This window comes from Pseudomonas sp. IT-P74 (assembly GCF_949768175.1).
GTDB lineage: Bacteria > Pseudomonadota > Gammaproteobacteria > Pseudomonadales > Pseudomonadaceae > Aquipseudomonas.
The window spans coordinates 433890-452379 of sequence record NZ_CATKQD010000022.1 but is presented as its reverse complement, the minus strand read 5'-3'; the positions used below and the strand labels follow the sequence as shown (position 1 = coordinate 452379).

17 protein-coding genes are annotated in these 18490 nt (G+C 63.1%); 7 read left to right on the top strand and 10 right to left on the bottom strand.

Annotation, left to right across the window (positions count from 1 at the left end):
- Positions 1 to 157: 157 nt before the first annotated feature.
- From phnE to ACM6J5_RS15955, 6 genes are all read right to left on the bottom strand, one after another.
- Positions 158 to 925, bottom strand: coding sequence for a phosphonate ABC transporter, permease protein PhnE (gene phnE / locus ACM6J5_RS15980; RefSeq protein ID WP_414928931.1), 768 nt, complete (start codon positions 923 to 925; stop codon positions 158 to 160).
- On the bottom strand, positions 922 to 1749 hold the full coding sequence (locus ACM6J5_RS15975; protein ID WP_414928930.1) for a PhnE/PtxC family ABC transporter permease: 828 nt from the start codon (positions 1747 to 1749) through the stop codon (positions 922 to 924). Before ACM6J5_RS15975 ends, phnE begins: the two co-directional genes overlap by 4 nt.
- Positions 1743 to 2540, bottom strand: coding sequence for a phosphonate ABC transporter ATP-binding protein (locus ACM6J5_RS15970; protein WP_414928929.1), 798 nt, complete (start codon positions 2538 to 2540; stop codon positions 1743 to 1745). Before ACM6J5_RS15970 ends, ACM6J5_RS15975 begins: the two co-directional genes overlap by 7 nt.
- Positions 2537 to 3388 (bottom strand): putative selenate ABC transporter substrate-binding protein, encoded by an 852-nt coding sequence (locus tag ACM6J5_RS15965; protein ID WP_150674154.1) that lies wholly within the window; start codon positions 3386 to 3388, stop codon positions 2537 to 2539. The genes ACM6J5_RS15970 and ACM6J5_RS15965 overlap by 4 nt, the downstream gene beginning before the upstream one ends.
- Positions 3389 to 3975: 587 nt before the next feature.
- Positions 3976 to 5154 (bottom strand): trans-sulfuration enzyme family protein, encoded by a 1179-nt coding sequence (locus tag ACM6J5_RS15960; protein WP_414928928.1) that lies wholly within the window; start codon positions 5152 to 5154, stop codon positions 3976 to 3978.
- Positions 5151 to 6527 (bottom strand): pyridoxal-phosphate dependent enzyme, encoded by a 1377-nt coding sequence (locus tag ACM6J5_RS15955; RefSeq protein WP_150674156.1) that lies wholly within the window; start codon positions 6525 to 6527, stop codon positions 5151 to 5153. The genes ACM6J5_RS15960 and ACM6J5_RS15955 overlap by 4 nt, the downstream gene beginning before the upstream one ends.
- 274 nt (positions 6528 to 6801) lie before the next feature.
- Here ACM6J5_RS15955 and ACM6J5_RS15950 point away from each other — a divergent pair, with 274 nt between their 5' ends.
- The 6 genes from ACM6J5_RS15950 to ACM6J5_RS15925 all read left to right on the top strand — a co-directional run bounded on the left by ACM6J5_RS15950 (position 6802) and on the right by ACM6J5_RS15925 (position 13065).
- Complete coding sequence (locus tag ACM6J5_RS15950; RefSeq protein ID WP_414928927.1) at positions 6802 to 8163, top strand: flavin-containing monooxygenase; 1362 nt, start codon at positions 6802 to 6804, stop codon at positions 8161 to 8163.
- Entirely contained in the window at positions 8163 to 8573 is a 411-nt protein-coding gene (locus ACM6J5_RS15945) for a RidA family protein (protein ID WP_003201555.1), read from the top strand. The genes ACM6J5_RS15950 and ACM6J5_RS15945 overlap by 1 nt, the downstream gene beginning before the upstream one ends.
- A gap of 10 nt (positions 8574 to 8583) precedes the next feature.
- Positions 8584 to 9258, top strand: a complete 675-nt coding sequence (locus ACM6J5_RS15940) for a DUF1028 domain-containing protein (protein WP_095946343.1) — start codon at positions 8584 to 8586, stop codon at positions 9256 to 9258.
- Positions 9251 to 10420 (top strand): acetylornithine deacetylase, encoded by a 1170-nt coding sequence (gene argE, locus ACM6J5_RS15935; protein ID WP_414928926.1) that lies wholly within the window; start codon positions 9251 to 9253, stop codon positions 10418 to 10420. The genes ACM6J5_RS15940 and argE overlap by 8 nt, the downstream gene beginning before the upstream one ends.
- A gap of 35 nt (positions 10421 to 10455) precedes the next feature.
- The gene (locus tag ACM6J5_RS15930) at positions 10456 to 11496 is read left to right on the top strand and encodes an ABC transporter substrate-binding protein (RefSeq protein ID WP_095946341.1); all 1041 of its coding nucleotides are present in this window, start codon (positions 10456 to 10458) and stop codon (positions 11494 to 11496) included.
- A 501-nt stretch (positions 11497 to 11997) separates the two neighbouring features.
- The gene (locus ACM6J5_RS15925) at positions 11998 to 13065 is read left to right on the top strand and encodes a GGDEF domain-containing protein (RefSeq protein ID WP_150673316.1); all 1068 of its coding nucleotides are present in this window, start codon (positions 11998 to 12000) and stop codon (positions 13063 to 13065) included.
- Here ACM6J5_RS15925 and ACM6J5_RS15920 read toward each other — a convergent pair.
- The 4 genes from ACM6J5_RS15920 to ACM6J5_RS15905 all read right to left on the bottom strand — a co-directional run bounded on the left by ACM6J5_RS15920 (position 13062) and on the right by ACM6J5_RS15905 (position 17219).
- The gene (locus tag ACM6J5_RS15920) at positions 13062 to 13421 is read right to left on the bottom strand and encodes a cupin domain-containing protein (RefSeq protein ID WP_095946272.1); all 360 of its coding nucleotides are present in this window, start codon (positions 13419 to 13421) and stop codon (positions 13062 to 13064) included. The two genes, ACM6J5_RS15925 and ACM6J5_RS15920, sit on opposite strands and share 4 nt — an antisense overlap.
- 13 nt (positions 13422 to 13434) lie before the next feature.
- Positions 13435 to 14832 (bottom strand): NAD(P)/FAD-dependent oxidoreductase, encoded by a 1398-nt coding sequence (locus ACM6J5_RS15915; RefSeq protein ID WP_414928925.1) that lies wholly within the window; start codon positions 14830 to 14832, stop codon positions 13435 to 13437.
- Positions 14833 to 14902: 70 nt separating this feature from the next.
- Positions 14903 to 16186 (bottom strand): nucleotide disphospho-sugar-binding domain-containing protein, encoded by a 1284-nt coding sequence (locus ACM6J5_RS15910; protein ID WP_414928924.1) that lies wholly within the window; start codon positions 16184 to 16186, stop codon positions 14903 to 14905.
- 100 nt (positions 16187 to 16286) lie between these two features.
- Positions 16287 to 17219, bottom strand: a complete 933-nt coding sequence (locus tag ACM6J5_RS15905) for a GntR family transcriptional regulator (protein ID WP_095946269.1) — start codon at positions 17217 to 17219, stop codon at positions 16287 to 16289.
- 199 nt (positions 17220 to 17418) lie between these two features.
- Here ACM6J5_RS15905 and ACM6J5_RS15900 point away from each other — a divergent pair, with 199 nt between their 5' ends.
- Positions 17419 to 18474 carry a spermidine/putrescine ABC transporter substrate-binding protein gene (locus ACM6J5_RS15900; RefSeq protein ID WP_414928923.1) on the top strand — a complete coding sequence of 352 codons (1056 nt, stop codon included), beginning with the start codon at positions 17419 to 17421 and terminating at the stop codon, positions 18472 to 18474.
- Positions 18475 to 18490 lie beyond the last annotated feature (16 nt).

The following is an 18490-nucleotide window of genomic DNA, read 5'->3' as shown; positions in this document are numbered from 1 at the left end:
GTCGAGTACCTGTCCAGTCAAAGAGAAGCTCTTTGGTCTGTGTGTTTTGGCATCAGACGAGTCCAGTTTCGGCATCCGATTGAACTCATGACCTCCGGTAAAAAGGCCGAGTAGCTCAATCACCGGTCATATAGGTGTAAATCCATTCAATCCCCCATCACGCCTTAACCCAGCGCTGGCGACTCCAACTGCTCAACCCATCAACGGCAAACACCAGCAGCAACATGGCCAGGATCACCGTGCTCGCCTGGGCTTCCTGGAACAGGCTGAGGCTGACATAGAGCATCTGCCCCAAACCGCCGGCACCGACAAAGCCGAGCACGCTGGCCATGCGGATGTTGTTTTCCCAGCGGTACAGGATGTACGCCAACAACTGCGGAAACAGGTTGGGCAGGGTGCCGTAGCAGAAAGCCCAGACCACGTTGCCGCCCTGCAAACGAATAGCTTCGGCCGGTTGCGGCGGGGTGTTTTCCAGTGCTTCGGCGAACAATCGACCCAGCACCCCGGTGGTGTGCATGGCCAGTGCGAGGGTCCCGGCGTTCGGGCCGAGTCCGGCGGCCAGCACCATCAGCGCGGCCCACACCAGTTCGGGAATGGCGCGCAGGGCGTTCAGCACCAGGCGCGACGCACTCTGCAGCGGCCATCCGAAACGCCCGGCCGCCGGCAGTGCCAGCATCAGGCCGAACACCGCCGCGAGCAGGGTGCCGAGGGCCGACATGGCCATGGTTTCCACGGCGCCACGGCCGATGGCTTGCAGATGGCCGGTGTTCAGGTCCGGGCTGAGAAAACGCAGCACGTAGGCGCCCATCTGCTTCAGATTACCGCTGCCACCCAGTTCGCCGAGGTCTATGCCCAGATAGCGGAACGAAGCGACGACCGCTGCACCAATGCACAGGATCAGCAGCAGGTTGATCAGGCGATTCATGCGAACCTCCAGCGCAGCAGGCGGCTGATCTGATCGGCGAACAGCACCAGGACGAAAAAGGTCAGCAACATGCTCGCCACTTCACCGCCGGCGAACATGCGCAACGACAAGTCGATCTGCTGGCCCAGCCCGCCAGCGCCGACGAAGCCCATCACCACCGACGCGCGGATCGCGCATTCCCAGCGGTACACGGTGTACGACAGCAACTCCGCGCCGACATTGGGCAGGATGCCGTAGCAGAACGCCGCCAACCGGCCGCTGCCGGCTTGCAGCAGTGAGTGGGCGGGACGCTGGTCGACGGATTCGAAGATTTCCGCGTAGACCTTGCCCAGCATGCCGCTGTAGGTGATGGCAATCGCCAGCACCCCGGCCGTCGGGCCAAGGCCGACGGCGCGCACGAACAGCAAGGCCCAGACGATTTCCGGCACGCTGCGCAGGAAGATCAGCAACCCGCGCACCGGCCAGCGCAACAGCCGCCCGAGTGCGCTCGGACGACCACTGCGCGAGGCTGCGGACAGCGACAGCGCTCGACTGGCCAACAAGCTGGCGGGCACAGCCAACATCAAGGCCAGGGCCATGCCGGCGGTGGCAATGGCCAGGGTTTGCAACGTGGCTTGCCACAGTAGCTGAAGGAACTCTTCACCATGGGCAGGCGGCCAGAAGGCTGAGACAAACCGGCCCATCTCACTCTGGCTGTCGGCCTGGAGCAGCACACCCAGGTCCAGTTCGCTGAAATGAATGCCGGGCCACAGCAGAGCAAGTGCCAACAGACTGAGCAGCAGGCGGGGCAGGGTGGCCGGGTCTCGTGTATCGCGGGTCAGCATCGGGGAATCTGCAGGATCAAGGGCGTCACTGGCGTGGGTGGCGACAGCAGTTGCTCGTTGGCGTAGAGCTTGTCGAGCAAATCGTGGTCGACGTCGCTGGCGGGAAGGTCGAACAGGACCTGTCCTTCTCGCAATCCGATGATGCGCGTGAAGTGCGTCAAGGCCAGTTCTACGGCATGCAGGCTGGCGACCAGTGTCACCTTGTGCTCCCGGGCGTGGCGACAGAGGATCGACAGGGTGTGCCCGGCCAGTACGGGGTCCATCGCCGACACCGGCTCATCGGCCAGCAGCACTTCGGGCGCCTGGTACAGCACCCGGGCAATGCCCACGCGCTGCAGTTGGCCGCCGGACAATTGCTGGCACTGGGCGAACAGCTTGTCACCCAGGTCCAGCTTGACCAGTGCCGCCCGCGCCCCCGGAACATCCACCGGATGCAGCAGGCTCAGCAGGCTTTTGGCAAAACCCCACTGGCCCAGCTTTCCGGCCAGCACCGCCGTGACCACCCGTTGCCGGGGTGGCAGTGGCGGCGCCTGATGCACCAGGCCGATGCGCGCCCGCAGCTGCTGACGCCGATGCGCGCCAAGCTGCCAGGCGTGCTCGCCGAGGACCTCGACCGCGCCGTCGTCCGGGCGCAGGGCGGTGGCCAGCACGTTGAGCAGGCTCGACTTGCCGGCACCGGACGGGCCGATGATTGCGACTTGCTCACCGGCACCGATGTGCAGGTCGACCTCATGCAGCGCACGCACGCCGTTGCCGTGGGTGAGGCTGACCCGGTTCAGATGCAGCGTCATTTCAGCAGGTCGGCAGCGCGCGCGGCTTCCTCGATGCCCTTGTAGTTCTCAGGCTTGGTCTCGATGAAGCGGCTGGCGGCTTGCAGGTCCAGAATGGCCTTGTCTTCGGGTTTTGCCGGATCGAGCGCGAGGAAGGCCGCCTTGATTTTGTCAGCCAGGGCCGGGTCGAGGGTGCCGCGTACGGTCCAGTTGTAGTCGAAGTAGGCCGGCGTGGTGGCAAAGACCTTGACCTTGTCGGTATCGACCTTTCCGGCCGCGACCAGTTTTGCCCAGACGCTGGCATTGAGTACGCCGGCGTCCACTTTGCCAGCCTGAACCCAGGCGACGGTGGCGTCGTGGGCGCCGGAGTAACCGACACGGCTGAAATAGGTTTCAGGTTTGATGCCGTCCTGCAGCATGAAATAGCGCGGCATCAAACTGCCCGACGTCGACGACACCGAGCCGAAGGCGAACGATTTGCCCTTGAGGTCGGCCAGCGACTTGACGGCCGGGTCGGCGGTGATGAATTTGCTGGTGAACTGCGCATCCTGCTCACGCTGTACCAATGGAATGGCATTGCCGGTTTTCAGCCGCGCCTGCACGAAGGTGAAGCCGCCCAGCCAGGCCATGTCGATACGGTCTGTGGCCAGGGCCTCGACCACCGCCGGGTAGTCGGACACCGGTACGAACTCGACCTTCATGCCCAGCTGTTTCTCCAGATACTCGCCCAGGGGCTTGAACTTGCGCAGCAATTCGGTGGGGGCTTCGTCGGGAATGGCGCTGACCTTGAGGGTGTCGGCGGCCTGTGCCAGCAGGGTGGAAAAGGACAGGGTCAGGCCGACGGCCATTGCCAGGGTACGTTTGAGCATGGAAGTTCTCCGGTTCAATAGCGGAAAAATGTCGATGCGCCCCGCACAAGCTGATTGCTGCACGACGCTTCGTGAGGGTAGACGAAAACGGCGCGATTATAGGGACTCTTGCGGGCTTGACCAGCGTTGAAGCAGGGGAGAGGGCCAAAACGGAACTGTAGGAGCGAGCCAGCTCGCGATTGCGGAGTGTCAGCCAGCTTCAATATCGACTGATCCGCCGCCATCGCGAGCAGGCTCGCTCCTACAATGGATCTCTGGTGAACACCAAGTTTTGGTATGACAGAAATTCAAAACTGTAGGAGCGAGCCTGCTCGCGATTGCGGAGTGTCAGCCAGCTTCAATATCGACTGATCCGCCGCCATCGCGAGCAGGCTCGCTCCCACAGGGGATCTCTGGTGAACACCAAGTTTTGGTATGACAGAAATTCAAAACTGTAGGAGCGAGCCTGCTCGCGATTGCGGAGTGTCAGCCAGCATCAATATCGACTGATCCGCCGCCATCGCGAGCAGGCTCGCTCCTACAATGGATTTCTAGTAAGCACAAAATTTGCGTATGACAGAAACTCAAAAGTGTGGAAGCCAACTTGCTTACATCCGCGCCAACGCCTGCGCCAGATCCGCCCGCAAATCCTCCACATCCTCAACCCCCACCGACAACCGCACCAACCCGTCGCCAATCCCCAGTTCCGCGCGGGTATCGGGCGGAATGGTGGCATGGGTCATGATCGCCGGGTGTTCGATCAGGCTTTCCACGCCGCCCAGGCTTTCGGCCAGGGCGAAGATCTGCACGCTTTCAAGGAAGCGTTTGGCGCCGGCCAGGTCGCTGTTGAGATCGAGGGAGATCATTCCGCCGAAACCGCGCATTTGCCGTTGGGCCAGTTCGTGTTGCGGGTGCGACGGCAGGCCCGGGTAGTAGACCCGTGAGACTTGCGGTTGGCGTTCCAGCCATTGCGCCAGCTCCAGCGCGTTGCTGCAGTGCCGCTCCATGCGCAGGGCCAGGGTCTTCACGCCGCGCAGGGTGAGGAAGGCATCGAACGGGCCGGCGATGGCGCCGACGGCGTTTTGCAGGAAACCCAGGCGCTCGGCCAGTTCGGCGTTCTGCCCGACCACGGCGATGCCGCCGATCACGTCGGAGTGACCATTGAGGTACTTGGTGGTCGAGTGCAGCACGATGTCGAATCCCAGCTCCAGCGGGCGCTGGATCCACGGGCTGGCGAAGGTGTTGTCGGCCACGCAGATGATGCCGCGGGCGCGACAGGTGCGGGCGATGGCGGCGAGGTCCGTGAGGCGCAGCAGCGGATTGCTCGGGGTTTCGACCATGACCATGCGGGTGTCGTCTTGCAGGGAGGCCTCGAACGCCGCCAGGTCGGTCAGGTCGACGAAGCTGAAGCGATGCCCGGCGCTGCGCTGGCGCACCTTGTCGAACAGGCGGAAGGTGCCACCGTACAGGTCGTTGCCCGAGACGATGTGCGAGCCCGCGTCGAGCAGTTCGAGCACCGTGGAAATGGTCGCCAGCCCCGAGGCGAACGCAAAACCCCGGGTGCCGCCTTCGAGGTCGGCCACGCAACGCTCCAGTGCCCAGCGCGTGGGGTTGTGCGAACGCCCGTAGTCCAGGCCCTTGTGCACCCCGGGGCTCTGTTGCAGGTAGGTGGAGTTGGCGTAGATCGGCGGCATCAACGCCCCGGTGGATGGGTCCGGTGCTTGCCCGGCGTGGATCACCCGGGTGGCGAAACCCTGTGGCGGGGCGTTTTTGTCCTGTTGATTCATGGCAGGGATCTCCGCAAATGGTTGAGCATGTCGGTTCGGGTAATCAGGCCGTGGAAGCCCGAGGCGTCCTGGATAATCGCCACCAGCCCACGGCCCAGCTCGGCTTCCAGTTCAGCCAGGGTGGCATCGGGGGGCAGGGTTTGCAGTTTGTCGGTCATGGCGCTGGAGACGGCCTTGCGAAAGTGTGCAACGTCCTCATGTACACCCAGCAGGATGTCGGACTCGTCGATCACGCCGACCAGTTGTTTGCCGTTCACCAGCACCGGCAGTTGCGAGACATCCGCCAGGCGCATGCGTTGGAAAGCCGTCAGTAGCGTGTCATCCGGGCCGACGCTGATCACCCGGCCATCCTCGAAACGCCGCGCGATCAGGTCGCGCAGGTCGCCGTAGTGCTTGCGTTGCAGCAAGCCCTGATCGTTCATCCACTGGTCGTTGTAGACCTTCGACAGGTAACGCGTACCGGTGTCGCAGACGAAGCTCACCACCCGTTTCGGCTGGGTCTGTTCGCGACAGTAACGCAACGCCGCCGCCAGCAAGGTGCCGGTCGATGAGCCGCCGAGAATGCCTTCGGCGCGCAGCAGTTGGCGAGCATGGTCAAAGCTTTCTTCGTCGCTGATCGAATAGGCGTGGCGCACGCTCGACAGGTCGGCAATCGACGGAATGAAGTCTTCGCCGATGCCTTCCACCGCCCAGGAACCGGGGGTTGGAAGGGTGCCGCCGCGGCTGTATTCGGCCATCACCGAACCGACCGGATCGGCCAGGACCATTTCCAGGTCCGGCTGCACCCGTTTGAAGAATCGGGTCAGGCCGGTGAGGGTCCCGGCCGAGCCGACGCCGACGACGATGGCGTCCACATCATGCTGGGTTTGCGCCCAGATCTCCGGCGCGGTGCTGCATTCGTGAGCCAGCGGGTTGGCCGGGTTGTTGAACTGGTCGGCAAAGAACGCATCGGGAATCTCCGCCGCCAACCGCGCGGCGACGTCCTGGTAATACTCGGGATGGCCCTTGCCGACGTCGGAGCGGGTGATGTGCACCTCGGCGCCCATGGCCTTGAGGTGCAGGACCTTCTCGGTGGACATCTTGTCCGGCACCACCAGCACCACCCGGTAGCCCTTGGCGCGGCCGACCAGGGCCAGGCCCAGGCCAGTGTTGCCGGCGGTGGCTTCGACGATGGTGCCGCCGGGCCTGAGGCGACCATCGCGCTCGGCGGTGTCGATCATGGCCAGACCGATACGGTCCTTGATCGAACCGCCGGGGTTCTGGGATTCGAGTTTGAGAAACAGTGTGCACGGGCCGGTATCGAAACGGCTGACGCGCACCAGGGGGGTATTGCCAATCAGTTCGAGCACGGCAGGACGGGAATTGTCGGGCATGTCATCACTCCTTGCGTAAATCCGCACTGGATGGACAGCAATCCGCGCCGGGTCTTTGCGTCGGTCGCGGGCAATGCATCGCTTGGACCATAGGCCGGGATTGGGTCGACCGCAACCTTGCACGGCCAGTCGGTCGGCTCGACGCTTTTTCCTCGCCAGCGACCACAAAAAACATAATTTCGCTATTTCCCGGCTCCGAACAGAATGCGGCCAACACCCTGACACCGATAGCTCAAGCAGAAGAACAACAGTGATCAGAATCGAGGCGACAGCCATGACCGACCTGAATCGAACCACCTTTCAGAAGTGCACAGCCATGACAGTAGACAAGACCGAAATTGATACGCTTGTTGTTGGCGCCGGCCAGGCCGGCGTGGCCATGAGTGAACACCTGGGCAAGCTCGGTGTGCCGCACCTCGTTGTGGAGCGCAGTCGTATCGCCGAAGCCTGGCGCACTGGCCGCTGGGATTCGCTGGTAGCCAACGGTCCGGCCTGGCACGACCGTTTCCCGGGGCTGGAATTCGACGGTCTGGACCCGGATGCCTTCGCCGGGAAAGAGCAGGTGGCTCAGTACTTCGAAGCCTACGCCCGCAAATTTAACGCACCGATCCGTACTGGCGTTGAAGTCAGGAAAGTGGAACGCAACGCTGATCGTCCAGGCTTCACTGTTGAAACTTCTGAAGGCGTGATCGAGGCCCGCCACGTAGTGGTCGCCACCGGTCCGTTCCAACGCCCGGCAATTCCGCCGATTGCCCCGCAAATCGCCGGCATCATGCAGATTCACTCCGCCCAATACTTCAACCCGCAACAACTGGCCGAAGGCGCGGTGCTGGTGGTGGGCGCCGGTTCTTCGGGCGTGCAGATCGCCGATGAACTGCAACGCTCCGGCAAACAGGTTTATCTGTCAGTCGGCGCCCATGACCGTCCGCCACGAGCCTATCGTAACCGTGATTTCTGCTGGTGGCTGGGGGTGCTCGGCGAGTGGGATGCCGAAACCATGCAGCCCGGTAAAGAGCACGTGACCATCGCCGTGAGCGGTGCCCGAGGCGGCCACACCGTGGACTTCCGCCGGCTGGCCCATCAGGGCATGACGCTGGTCGGCCTGACCCAATCGTTCAACGGCACTGTGGTGAGTTTCGAAGACAACCTGGCCGACAACATCCGGCGCGGCGATGAAAATTATCTGGCGCTGCTCGACAAGGCCGACGCCTATGTCGAACGCAATGGCCTGGACCTGCCGCTGGAGCCCGAAGCCCGGGCCATGCTGGCCGATCCGGATTGCGTGACCCATCCAATCCTGGAACTGGACCTGCTCAAGGCCGGTGTTACCACGATCATCTGGGCCACGGGTTACTCCACCGATTACAGCTGGTTGAAGGTCGATGCCTTCAAGGAAAACGGCAAACCCCGGCACCAGCGCGGCGTGTCGGCCGAGCCGGGGGTGTATTTCGTCGGGTTACCTTGGCAGTCCCGCCGCGGCTCCGCGTTTATCTGGGGCGTTTGGCACGATGCCAAGCACATCGCCGACCACATCGTTAAACAGCACACCTATCTCAACTATCGGGATGCGACCCAGCGTCAAGCCGAAGCCGCCCGTGTACCTGTTCAGAAAGCCAGCCTCATGGGAGTTCGTTAATGCCAACTCATACCCGCATCCGCATGTTCAACACCAAGGACACCTACCCGAACCAGACGCTGGACAATGATTTGTGCCAGGCCGTGCGCGCCGGCAACACCGTGTATGTGCGTGGTCAGGTCGGTACCGATTTCAACGGCCAACTGGTGGGCCTCGGCGATCCGCGCGCCCAGGCCGAACAGGCCATGCGCAACGTCAAGCAACTGCTGGAAGAGGCGGGCAGCGACCTGAGCCATATCGTCAAGACCACCACCTACCTGATCGACCCGCGCTATCGCGAGCCGGTGTACCAGGAGGTCGGCAAGTGGCTCAAGGGCGTGTTCCCGATTTCCACTGGCCTTGTGGTCAGCGCCCTCGGCCAGCCGCAGTGGCTGATGGAAATCGATGTGATCGCTGTCATCCCTGAATAAGGAATTCGCCATGACTTTTTCCATCGTGGGTCGCTGCGCCGAGACCGGTCAGTTGGGCATTGCCATCAGCTCCTCGAGCATTGCTGTCGGCGCGCGCTGCCCGTGGCTGCGGGCCGGTGTCGGCGCGGTGTCGAGCCAGAACATCACGCTGCCGGCCCTCGGCCCGCAGATCCTCGATGAACTGGCGGGCGGCTCGGCGCCGCCCCAGGCGTTGGACCACTCGTTGACCCGCAACGGCTACAGCCAATACCGCCAGGTGGCGGTGGTCGATGCCCACGGGCGCACGGCGGTGTTCAGCGGCAACCATGCCCTGGGCATCAATAACGCGGTGGCCGGTGACCAATGTGTGGCGGCCGGCAATTTGCTGGCCAACAGCGGGGTGATCGAGGCGATGGTCGCGGCGTTCGAAAACAGCGAAGGCTGCCTCGCCACCCGGCTGATGAACGCCTTGCAGGCCGGGCAGGATGCCGGCGGCGAAGCTGGCGCGGTGCACTCGGCGGCGTTGTCGGTGGTGGGTGACCTGACCTGGCCGATGGTCGACCTGCGGGTGGATTGGGCCGATGAAAACCCGATCGGCGAGCTGGACAAACTGTGGACGGCCTACGAACCGCAACTTCAGGATTATCTGACCCGCGCCCTCAATCCGACCCTGGCCCCCGCCTATGGAGTGCCCGGCGATGAGTGAGTTGCGCAGCCGCGCCATGCTCGCGCGATTGATCGGGTTCGCCACGGTCAGCCGCGATTCGAATCTTGCGCTGATCGAGTTCGTGCGCGACTACCTGCACGGACTGGGCGTGGATTGCGAACTGATCTACAACGCCGAGCGGACCAAGGCCAATCTGTTGGCCACGGTCGGCCCGCGCGTGGCCGGCGGCATCGTGCTGTCCGGGCACACCGACGTGGTGCCGGTGGACGGCCAGGCCTGGACGGTCGAGCCGTTTTGCCTGAGCGAGGCGAACGGAAGGCTTTACGGACGCGGCACCGCGGACATGAAGGGCTATCTGGCTTCTGTACTGGCGGCGGTACCGATGTTTCTCTCCAGCCCTTTGAAGCGCCCGGTGCACTTGGCGTTTTCCTATGACGAGGAAGTCGGTTGCCTCGGTGTGCGCGGCTTGCTCGAAGTGCTGCCGCAACGCATCCCGGCACCGACCTTGTGCCTGATCGGCGAGCCGACCGAACTCAAGCCGGTGCTCGGCCACAAGGGCAAACTGGCGATGCGCTGTCACGTGCGCGGCGCCGCCTGTCATTCGGCCTATGCGCCTTATGGGGTCAATGCCATCGAGCAGGCCGCGCGCCTGATCGGTCGGCTGGGCGACATCGGCGCCACCCTGGCCCGGCCGCCATTGCACGACAAGCGCTTCGATCCGGCGTTCTCGACCGTGCAGGTCGGCGTGATCCAGGGCGGTACGGCGCTGAACATCGTTCCAGCGGACTGCCGTTTCGATTTCGAGATCCGCGCCTTGCCGGACTTCGCCCCGCGAGTGGTCGTCGACGAACTGCAGGACTACGCCGAGCAGACGTTGCTGCCGGCCATGCAGGCCCTGGACACCGATACCGGTATCCGCTTTGAAAAAATATCGGCCTATCCGGGCCTTGCGACACCCACCGACAGCGCGGCGGCCCGGCTGATTGCCCGGCTATGCGGCAGTGACGAGTTCAGCACCGTGGCTTTTGGCACCGAAGGCGGGCTGTTCGATCAGGCCGGCATTCCTTCGGTGGTCTGCGGTCCTGGCAGCATGGACCAGGGACACAAGCCCGATGAATTTGTCAGTGTCGAACAGATGGCGGCCTGCGACCGCCTGATGGATCGCCTGGCGGCGTACTTGAGTGAATCCGAACACCCATGACAACAAAGGGTCGACAAGGCCCGAGGAAGCGATCCATGTCCAGATCCTTGCGTTGCAGTGTTCCGTTTGCCCTGGCGGTGTTGAGTGCCAGTGTGTGGGCGGCCCCCCAGGACCTCACCGTGATTTCCTTCGGTGGCGCGACCAAACAGGCCCAGGATAAGGCCTATTTCCAGCCCTTCAACGCCAGCGGCGCGGGCAACATCATCGCCGGTGAGTACAACGGCGAGCTGTCGAAGATCAAGGCCATGGTCTCCGCCGGTCACACCAGTTGGGACGTGGTGGAAGTCGAAAGCCCCGAGTTGTTGCGCGGCTGCGAGGAAGGCCTGTTCGAGAAGCTCGATGCGGGGCGCTTCGGTGATTCGGCGAACTTCGTGCCGGGTGCGTTGACCGAGTGCGGGGTGGCCACATACGTCTGGTCGATGGTCATGGCCTACGACCAGAGCAAGCAGGCCAAGGCGCCGCAGTCCTGGGCGGACTTCTGGAATGTCGCCGATTTCCCGGGCAAGCGCGGCCTGCGCAAGAGCGCCAAGTACACCCTGGAAATCGCCTTGCTCGCCGACGGCGTCAAGGCGGACGACGTGTACAAGGTCTTGAACACCCCGCAAGGCGTGACGCGGGCCTTTGCCAAGCTCGACCAGATCAAGCCGAACATCCAGTGGTGGGAGGCGGGCGCGCAACCGGCGCAATGGTTGGTGGCCGGGGACGTGGTGATGAGCGCCGCCTACAACGGCCGGATCGCCTCGGCGCAAAAGGAAGGCATGAAGCTGAGCATCGTCTGGCCGCAGAGCCTGTACGACCCGGAATACTGGGCGGTGGTCAAAGGCACGCCGAACAAGGCATTGGCGGAAAACTTCATTGCGTTTGCCAGCCAGCCGCAGGCACAAAAGGTCTTCTCGGAAACCATCCCCTACGGGCCGGTGCATCGCCAGACCCTGCCATTGCTGCCCAAGGACGTGCAGGAGCAACTGCCGACCGCCGAGGCCAACCTGGCCGGCGCCCGGGCCGTGGACGCGGAGTTCTGGGTCGACCATGGCGAAGAGCTTGAACAGCGCTTCAATGCCTGGGCTGCGCGATAACACAGGCACCGCAGGCTCCCTGTAGGAGCGAGCCTGAACGCGATGAGGCCATCAGATCCAACATCGTCGTTGGCTGATACACCGCCATCGCCAGCAGGCTGGCTCCCACAATAGTGATGTGGCGCACATGGCCCCCTGTAGGAGCGAGCCTGCTCGCGATGAGGCCATCAGATCCAACATCGTCGTTGATTGATACACCGCCATCGCCAGCAGGCTGGCTCCCACAATAGTAATGTGGCGCACATGGCTCCCTGTAGGAGCGAGCCGCTCGCGATGAGGCCATCAGATCCAACATCGTCGTGGACTGATACACCGCCATCGCCAGCAGGCTGGCTCCCACAATAGCAATGTGGCGCACATGGCTCCTACAAAAAAGCCGGGGGCAATACCTCGGGCGTACCGGGATGAAATGATTGTGTCATTCGGGATGGTCGTTTGCCGGGCGTATCGCTATGCTCTGCGAGTTTGCCAAACGCCAATGATAACAACCACAGTGAAACCATGAGCCAATCAGACACGCGAGCGACTGTTCTAGCGCTGTATCCAGAAGACTCCCGCGAGGCTGCGGCATTGCTCAAGCAGGCCGTGCCGCTGATGGTTCGTCACAACATTCCGCCCAACCCGGTGCATTACGCGCTTTGGTACACCTACAGCAAGGGCCAGGAGCCGGAGCTCAACCGGCACCTGGACCGGGTAGTCAACGACTTCGACTGTTTCCCGCCGGAGTCGGCCGCCAAGCTGTTTCGCGAGTACATCATCCGCGATGAGCTGGCGGACGCTCGCTCCGGGCAGCAGGACGCGATCAACCTGGTCGACGACATGGAGCGCGATGTTTCGCGCAGCGTGAGGGGGAACCAGAACTTCCAGGCCAGCCTGGGCCAATACCTGCAGATGCTCGAACAGCCCGCCAGCGAGCGCTTGCCGAGCATCCTGAGCGAGCTGCAACAGAGCACCCGGCTGATGCAGGGGCAGCAGGAACACTTCCTCGCCCAGTTGCAGTCGGCGCAGCATGAAATCAAAAGCCTGCGGGACAAACTGCAGCGCGCCCAACTGGCCGCGACCCTCGATGGCCTGACCGAATTGCTCAACCGCGCCACCTTCAACCGCCAGCTTGAACAGGCCATGGGCAACGTGGCGAAGGGCGTGGCGCTGGTGATGCTGGATATCGACCACTTCAAGCAGTTCAACGACCAGTACGGCCATCCCTTGGGCGACCGCGTGCTGCAGCATGTCGCCCGGGTGTTGCGCGATTCGCTGCCCGAAGAAGCGTTCGCGGCGCGTTATGGCGGCGAGGAGTTCTGCGTGGTGCTCAAGGATTGCCCGGACCTGGCCGCCGCGGGCGCTTTTGCCGAGCGCCTGCGGCTGAAAATCCAGTCGCTGCGGGTCAAGGCCCGGGGCACCGACACGGTGCTGGACACCATCACCGCGTCGTTTGGCGTGGCTCATGTTCAACCCGGCGACACACCGGAAAGCCTGTTGACCCGCGCCGACGATGCGCTTTACCAGGCCAAGCGCAACGGGCGCAATCAGGTGCGTCAGCAGCCTGATGTAGCGGTCGGGGCCGTTTAGCCGAGGATGAAGTAAACCTTGCGCACCGTCGTGAGGTTTTCCCAGGTGCCATTGAATCCGCTGGCGACCACGAAGCAATCACCGGGGCCGAACGTGCGCGCGACGCCTTCGGCATCGGTCAGGCGTACGCTGCCTTCGAGGATGTGACACAGCTCGTCGTAATCGCACTGGCAACGCTCCCGGTGCGGTCCTGCCTCCCAGATGCCGGCCACGGCGTTTTTCCCGGGTGCTACAAAGTGCCGCCAACTCTTGCTGCGATAGGGCGCGTCGACCACGGCCGGGTCGCTGATTTCGGTTTCACGGGGAGTAAGGTCGCTGGCGAAGTCGATGACGTGCCGGGGCAGGGCTGTGGACATGGGGGTCTCCGGGTCAGGAATCGAAACCGATGCCAAAGGCATCGAAGGTCTTGAGCAGCAGGTCGCGGTGACCGTCGCGGTCTTCCCGCGCCAGTGAACGCTGGGCCAGTTTCACGCCGACATAACGCAAGGGTTCGGGCGGAAAGCGGAACGGCGCCTTGGACGTCATCAGCAGTTCGGTGCGTTCGGTGCGCTCGCCGGCCAACAGATCGAGCATGTTCAGTGCGGCGAAACGGCTGGCGGACACCCCTTGCCCGGTGAAGCCCAAGGCATAGGCGACGCGGCCCTGGTGTTCGCAACCGGTGAACATCGTGGTGCGCGCGGAGGTGTCGATGATGCCGCCCCAGGCATGACTGAAACGCACATCGCGCAGCGCCGGGAAAGTCTGTTGAAACTGCTCGGCCAGACGCTGGAAGCTGTGCGGACGCTGGGTCAGGGCTTCGTCGCGGCGTCCGCCGAAATGGTAGATGGCATCAAAGCCGGCCCAGAGAATGCGGTTGTCGGCGGTCTTGCGCAGGTAGTGGAACTGGTTGCCGGCGTCGGCGATGCCGTAGCGGCCGATCCAGCCGATGGCTTGCAGCTGCGCATCGCTCAAGGGTTCGCTGACCAGGCTGTAGTCGTAGACCGGGATCACGCTCGATGCCAGATGGCCGAGCAGCGGCGGGGCGATGTTGGTGGCCAGGGCGATTTTTCCGGCGCTCACTTCGCCGCCTTCTGTACGCAGGCGCAGGTTGTCTTTGTCCGCGCTCAATTGCAGGACCGGGCTGTTTTCGAACAGTTGAATGCCTTGCTCAAGGCAAACACGGCGCAGTTCAGCGGCCATTTTCGCCGGGTTGAGCAGGGCGTAATTGGGTTCGAACAGGCCGGCCACATAAGCCGGTGAATCAAGCTTGCGTGTCAGATCGCTGCCTTCGAGCCACTGGCAGTCGATGCCGAACCGTGCATAGTTGCGCTGCATCGAGCGCAGCCCGTCGACCTGCCACGGCCGGGCCGCGACGTTGAGTTTGCCCTGGCGTTCGAACTCAACGTTCATGCCGAAGCGTTGCAGGTCGGCAGCCAGTTCGTCGAGGTTCTGTCGGCCGAGACGAATCAACTGTTCGGCTTCATCAGGCCAGCGCTTCAGCGCGTTCGACACACCATGGGAAATGCTCGGCGCGCAGAATCCGCCATTGCGCCCGCTGGCCTCACCGCCGCAACGCCGCGCCTCGATGATCGCGATGCTCAGCCCGGGGTTGCGCTGGCGCGCCAGCAGCGCCGTCCACAATCCGGTAAAGCCACCGCCGACCACCGCCAGGTCGCACTGCACCGTGCCGGTGACGGAAGGTGCGGCGGGCGGCGGGGTGACGGTGTCCTGCCAGAAGGGATGGGGCAGGACGTGGTCGAGGGCATCGAGACGCGGTGGGGCATTCATGCTGAAACTCCGGCGGTGTGTCGGGCAGCGACGATTGCGTTCGGTTGCCCGACGGTTTTTGTTGTTATGGCTAGAGATCGGGTAGAGCGAGAATCGCGCGGGCGGCAATGTCGGTGCCGCGGGTCGCCTGCATGCGCTCGCTGAACGATTGGAGGCGTCGTTTCATCGCTTGATCGGCCAGCAGCTGTTCAAGCGCGGCGGGCAGGGCGGCCAGGGGATCGGCAAAGCGCGGCAGGTAGCGGCCGACGCCGACTTCCTCGGCGCGGGCGGCGTTGTCGTGGCCGTCCCAGCAATAGGGAATGATCAGCGATGGCAGGCCGAAATACAGCGCTTCGCAGAAGCTGTTGTTGCCCCCGTGATGGATGAACAACTGGCATTCCTTGAGCACCGCCGGCTGGGCAAACCAGCTATCGAGGTACACGTTGTCCGGCACGGTGGTGTACATGTCACGGTAGGCGCCGACGTTGACCAGGAAGCGATACGGTAAGGTTTCGATTGTGCTGATCAGGCGCTTCATCATCCCGGTGTCCGCGGCGCCGAGGCTGCCGAAGCTGAGGTAGATCAGCGGTGCGTCGTTGTGCCGTGGAAAGTCCGGGACGATGTACGGCGCTTCGCGGCGCACGCAACCGTCGAGGTAGATGTAGCGTTGCGGGTCCAGCGGTTGCTGGCGCTCATAGCGTACTGGCGTCGGTGACAGTAGCAGGTTCAGCCATGGCGAGTCGGTGAGGAACTGCCCCGCTGGGCACGGCGCCGTATTGTTGCCGAGGAGAAATTGCGAAAAGCGTTCATGGGCCGGTGCGACGGCCTTCAGGTACTGCTCGGTGTAGCGCTCGCAGGCCTGGGTGTCGCTGGCCATGCACCCGGACAGGTACGGCGGAACGGCCGCATCCGGCAGTTCGGTTTCGGCGCAGGACACCACCCGCACCCAGGGGCAACCGGCGTTGGCGATGGCCGGGAACATCACCACGTTGTCGAGCACGATCACGTCGGGCTTGAGGCGGCCGAGCAACTGCTGCAAGGGTTTTTCCGCTTCGATCGCGGTGTCGATGATGGCTTCCCAGGCCGGCGCCACGTAGCTGTCGATCTGCGCCAGCGGGGTCTGGTCGAAGTACGGAATGCTGCGCTCGATGAAGCGCTCCCAGTAGTGCTGGTGTTCCGCCGCCGACAATGGGCTCGCTTGCGGAATCGGGTACTCGTCGAAACCGTATTCGGCGAACAACCCCTGGAAATGTTCATGGCAGATGAACACCGGCCTGGCACCCAGTTCACGCAGCGACTGAGCGATACCAATGCAGTTCAAGGCCGCGCCGAAACTGGCTTCCGGAAACAGGGCGATCAGTTTTTGTTTTTGCATGGCGAGGGACTGTCCATGGCGGGTCAGACCCGCCGCTCCTGAAGGTGTTTTTGATGCTGTCTTATTTTCAAAAAAAAATCATCATGTTTTTGCGAGCCGGTTAGCGACGCCCGAACAGATGGCTTTGCGGGATGCCACGGTTGGCGGTTTGCGGGCGTTGCGCGGCGCTCAGGCGCAGGTGCAGGCGCAGCAGGTCGGCGGCGATCTCCATCTGCCCGCGTTCGATCTGCGCGATGATTTGCAGGTGTTCGCGCAGCGCCTCCTGCAGGCGATGCACGCTCACCGAGGGCAGCAGGTTCGGCAGGCGCCGCAGGCCTTGATGCTGGAGCAGGGCGTCGCTGATGAAGCGGTTGCCGCAGCTCTGGGCCAGCAGTTCGTGGAAGCTGATGTCCAGTTCGCGAAACTGTTGGATATCGAAGTCTTCCACGGGGCGGGCGAGCAGGCTTTGCGTGGCGCTGCGCAACAGCGCCAGGCGTTGCGGGTCGGCATTGAAGCTCGGGCTGAGCAAGGCTTCGGGCTCGAGAATCAGGCGGAATTTCAGGCTTTCTTCAAGGGCGGCGAGGCTGTTCAGCGACGGGCGAAACAGCCAGGACTGGCCGGGGCCGCGTTCGATGGCCTGGCTTTCGCTCAATTGCTGCAGGGCCTTTTGTGCCGCCGGCCGGCCGATGGCGTAGCGGCGCATCAACTCGCTGATGCTGATGCTGTCGCCCAGGCGTCCGGCCATGCGGTCGCGCAGCACCGAAGCGGCCAGTTCTTCTTCCTCGGCCTGGGGCAGGGCGGCGTTGAAGGCCTGGCCCGCCGGCGAGGCCAGCAATCGGTAACCCTTGCCGGCTTCGTGGCTCAGCAGGTTTTCTTCGAGCAGCACCTTCAACGCGCCGCGAATCAGCGTGCGCGAGACCTGGAAGGTCCGGGCCAGGGCCTGCTCGGCCACCGGGTCGCCGGCCACCAGGCCGCTTTCCTGGGTGTGCTCGAGGATGCGCCGGGCCAGTTCCAGGTGATTGGTGCGCGGTTTTTTTTCGACTGTCGTACTCAAGCGTCTTTTCTCGTTGTGATCCGCTGTCGGGCTCAGGTGCTCATCTTATGTCATGCGCCGGGTAATCGTCAGGCTGGAAAAAATGCGTTGACATCTTTTGATGCTGGTCCTAATTTCTAAAAAAAAACACAAGCAATCGTTTCTCGTTTTGCCGTACTGCCTTCGAACACAACAATAATCAATCGTCGGGTGAGTATTTATGAGCAAGCTGAATGATCTTCTGTGCGTGGGATTGGCCGTTTCCCTGGCGATCGCTTCACAGGCTGCAAGTGCGAAAGACATGGTGATTTCCATCTGGGACGGCTACATGGCCCCGGATGCCCTGGACAAGTTCAAGGCTGCCAGCGGTGTGGACGTCGACAAGGCGCTGCACGCCACCAACGAAGAAGTCATGGGCAAGCTGATGGCGTCCGGTGGTGAAGGGTACGACGTGGTGTTCGTCTCCTCGCCTTTCGCCGAAGTCCTGCACAAACAGGGGCTGCTGGCGGACATCGATCCGGTCAAAGTCCCCAACCTGAAAAACCTCTACCCCGAAGCCACGCACCTGGAATATGACCAGGGCAACCGGTTCTCCGTGCCTTACACCTGGGGCACCACCGGCATCTGCTACCGCTCCGACAAGGTGACACCGGCGCCACAGAGCTGGAACGAACTGCTCAACCCGAGCGACGCGCTCAAGGGCAAGGTGACGATGCTCGCCACCGACCGCTGGATGCTCGGCGCCGGGTTCCTCGCCAAGGGCTGGTCGGTCAACGACAGCGACCCCGCGCAAATCGCCGCCGTTCGCGACCAACTGATCGCCACCAAAAAACGCATTCTCTCCTTCGACGACACCACCTTCTACTCCAAGCTGGCCTCCGGCGAATCGCTGATGGCCCACGCCTGGGACGGCTGGTGCAACTACGGCACCCAGGCCAACGCGGCGATCAAGTTCGTGGTGCCCAAGGAAGGTTCCGACCTGTGGGTGGACACCATGGTGGTGCTCAAGAGCTCGAAGCACCAGGACGAAGCCTTCAAGTTCATCAACTTCATGCTGGCCAAGGAAAACCACGCCTGGGTCGCGGAAAACATCCTCTACAAAGTCCCCAACCAGGCGGCCATGGCCGGGCTGTCCGCTGACCTGCTCAAGCAATACCCCAACCTGACCATCGCCCCCGCCGAGCTGCTGAAAATGGAGCAATTGCGCGATCTGGGCGGCACCACGCAAAAGGCCTACACCCGCGCCGTCACCGAAATCATGGCGGCGCAGAACTAACGCCACGTCGATCCGA

Excerpts from the sequence above, each read along its gene's own strand:
- ACM6J5_RS15955 (WP_150674156.1), bottom strand. The coding sequence starts at position 6,527 with ATGCCCGACAATTCCCGTCCTGCCGTGCTCGAACTGATTGGCAATACC.
- ACM6J5_RS15925 (WP_150673316.1), top strand. The coding sequence starts at position 11,998 with ATGAGCCAATCAGACACGCGAGCGACTGTTCTAGCGCTGTATCCAGAA.
- ACM6J5_RS15970 (WP_414928929.1), bottom strand. The coding sequence starts at position 2,540 with ATGACGCTGCATCTGAACCGGGTCAGCCTCACCCACGGCAACGGCGTG.
- ACM6J5_RS15965 (WP_150674154.1), bottom strand. The coding sequence starts at position 3,388 with ATGCTCAAACGTACCCTGGCAATGGCCGTCGGCCTGACCCTGTCCTTT.
- ACM6J5_RS15920 (WP_095946272.1), bottom strand. The coding sequence starts at position 13,421 with ATGTCCACAGCCCTGCCCCGGCACGTCATCGACTTCGCCAGCGACCTT.
- ACM6J5_RS15945 (WP_003201555.1), top strand. The coding sequence starts at position 8,163 with ATGCCAACTCATACCCGCATCCGCATGTTCAACACCAAGGACACCTAC.
- phnE (WP_414928931.1), bottom strand. The coding sequence starts at position 925 with ATGAATCGCCTGATCAACCTGCTGCTGATCCTGTGCATTGGTGCAGCG.
- ACM6J5_RS15950 (WP_414928927.1), top strand. The coding sequence starts at position 6,802 with ATGACCGACCTGAATCGAACCACCTTTCAGAAGTGCACAGCCATGACA.
- ACM6J5_RS15910 (WP_414928924.1), bottom strand. The coding sequence starts at position 16,186 with ATGCAAAAACAAAAACTGATCGCCCTGTTTCCGGAAGCCAGTTTCGGC.
- ACM6J5_RS15900 (WP_414928923.1), top strand. The coding sequence starts at position 17,419 with ATGAGCAAGCTGAATGATCTTCTGTGCGTGGGATTGGCCGTTTCCCTG.
- ACM6J5_RS15960 (WP_414928928.1), bottom strand. The coding sequence starts at position 5,154 with ATGAATCAACAGGACAAAAACGCCCCGCCACAGGGTTTCGCCACCCGG.
- ACM6J5_RS15915 (WP_414928925.1), bottom strand. The coding sequence starts at position 14,832 with ATGAATGCCCCACCGCGTCTCGATGCCCTCGACCACGTCCTGCCCCAT.
- argE (WP_414928926.1), top strand. The coding sequence starts at position 9,251 with ATGAGTGAGTTGCGCAGCCGCGCCATGCTCGCGCGATTGATCGGGTTC.
- ACM6J5_RS15975 (WP_414928930.1), bottom strand. The coding sequence starts at position 1,749 with ATGCTGACCCGCGATACACGAGACCCGGCCACCCTGCCCCGCCTGCTG.
- ACM6J5_RS15930 (WP_095946341.1), top strand. The coding sequence starts at position 10,456 with ATGTCCAGATCCTTGCGTTGCAGTGTTCCGTTTGCCCTGGCGGTGTTG.
- ACM6J5_RS15940 (WP_095946343.1), top strand. The coding sequence starts at position 8,584 with ATGACTTTTTCCATCGTGGGTCGCTGCGCCGAGACCGGTCAGTTGGGC.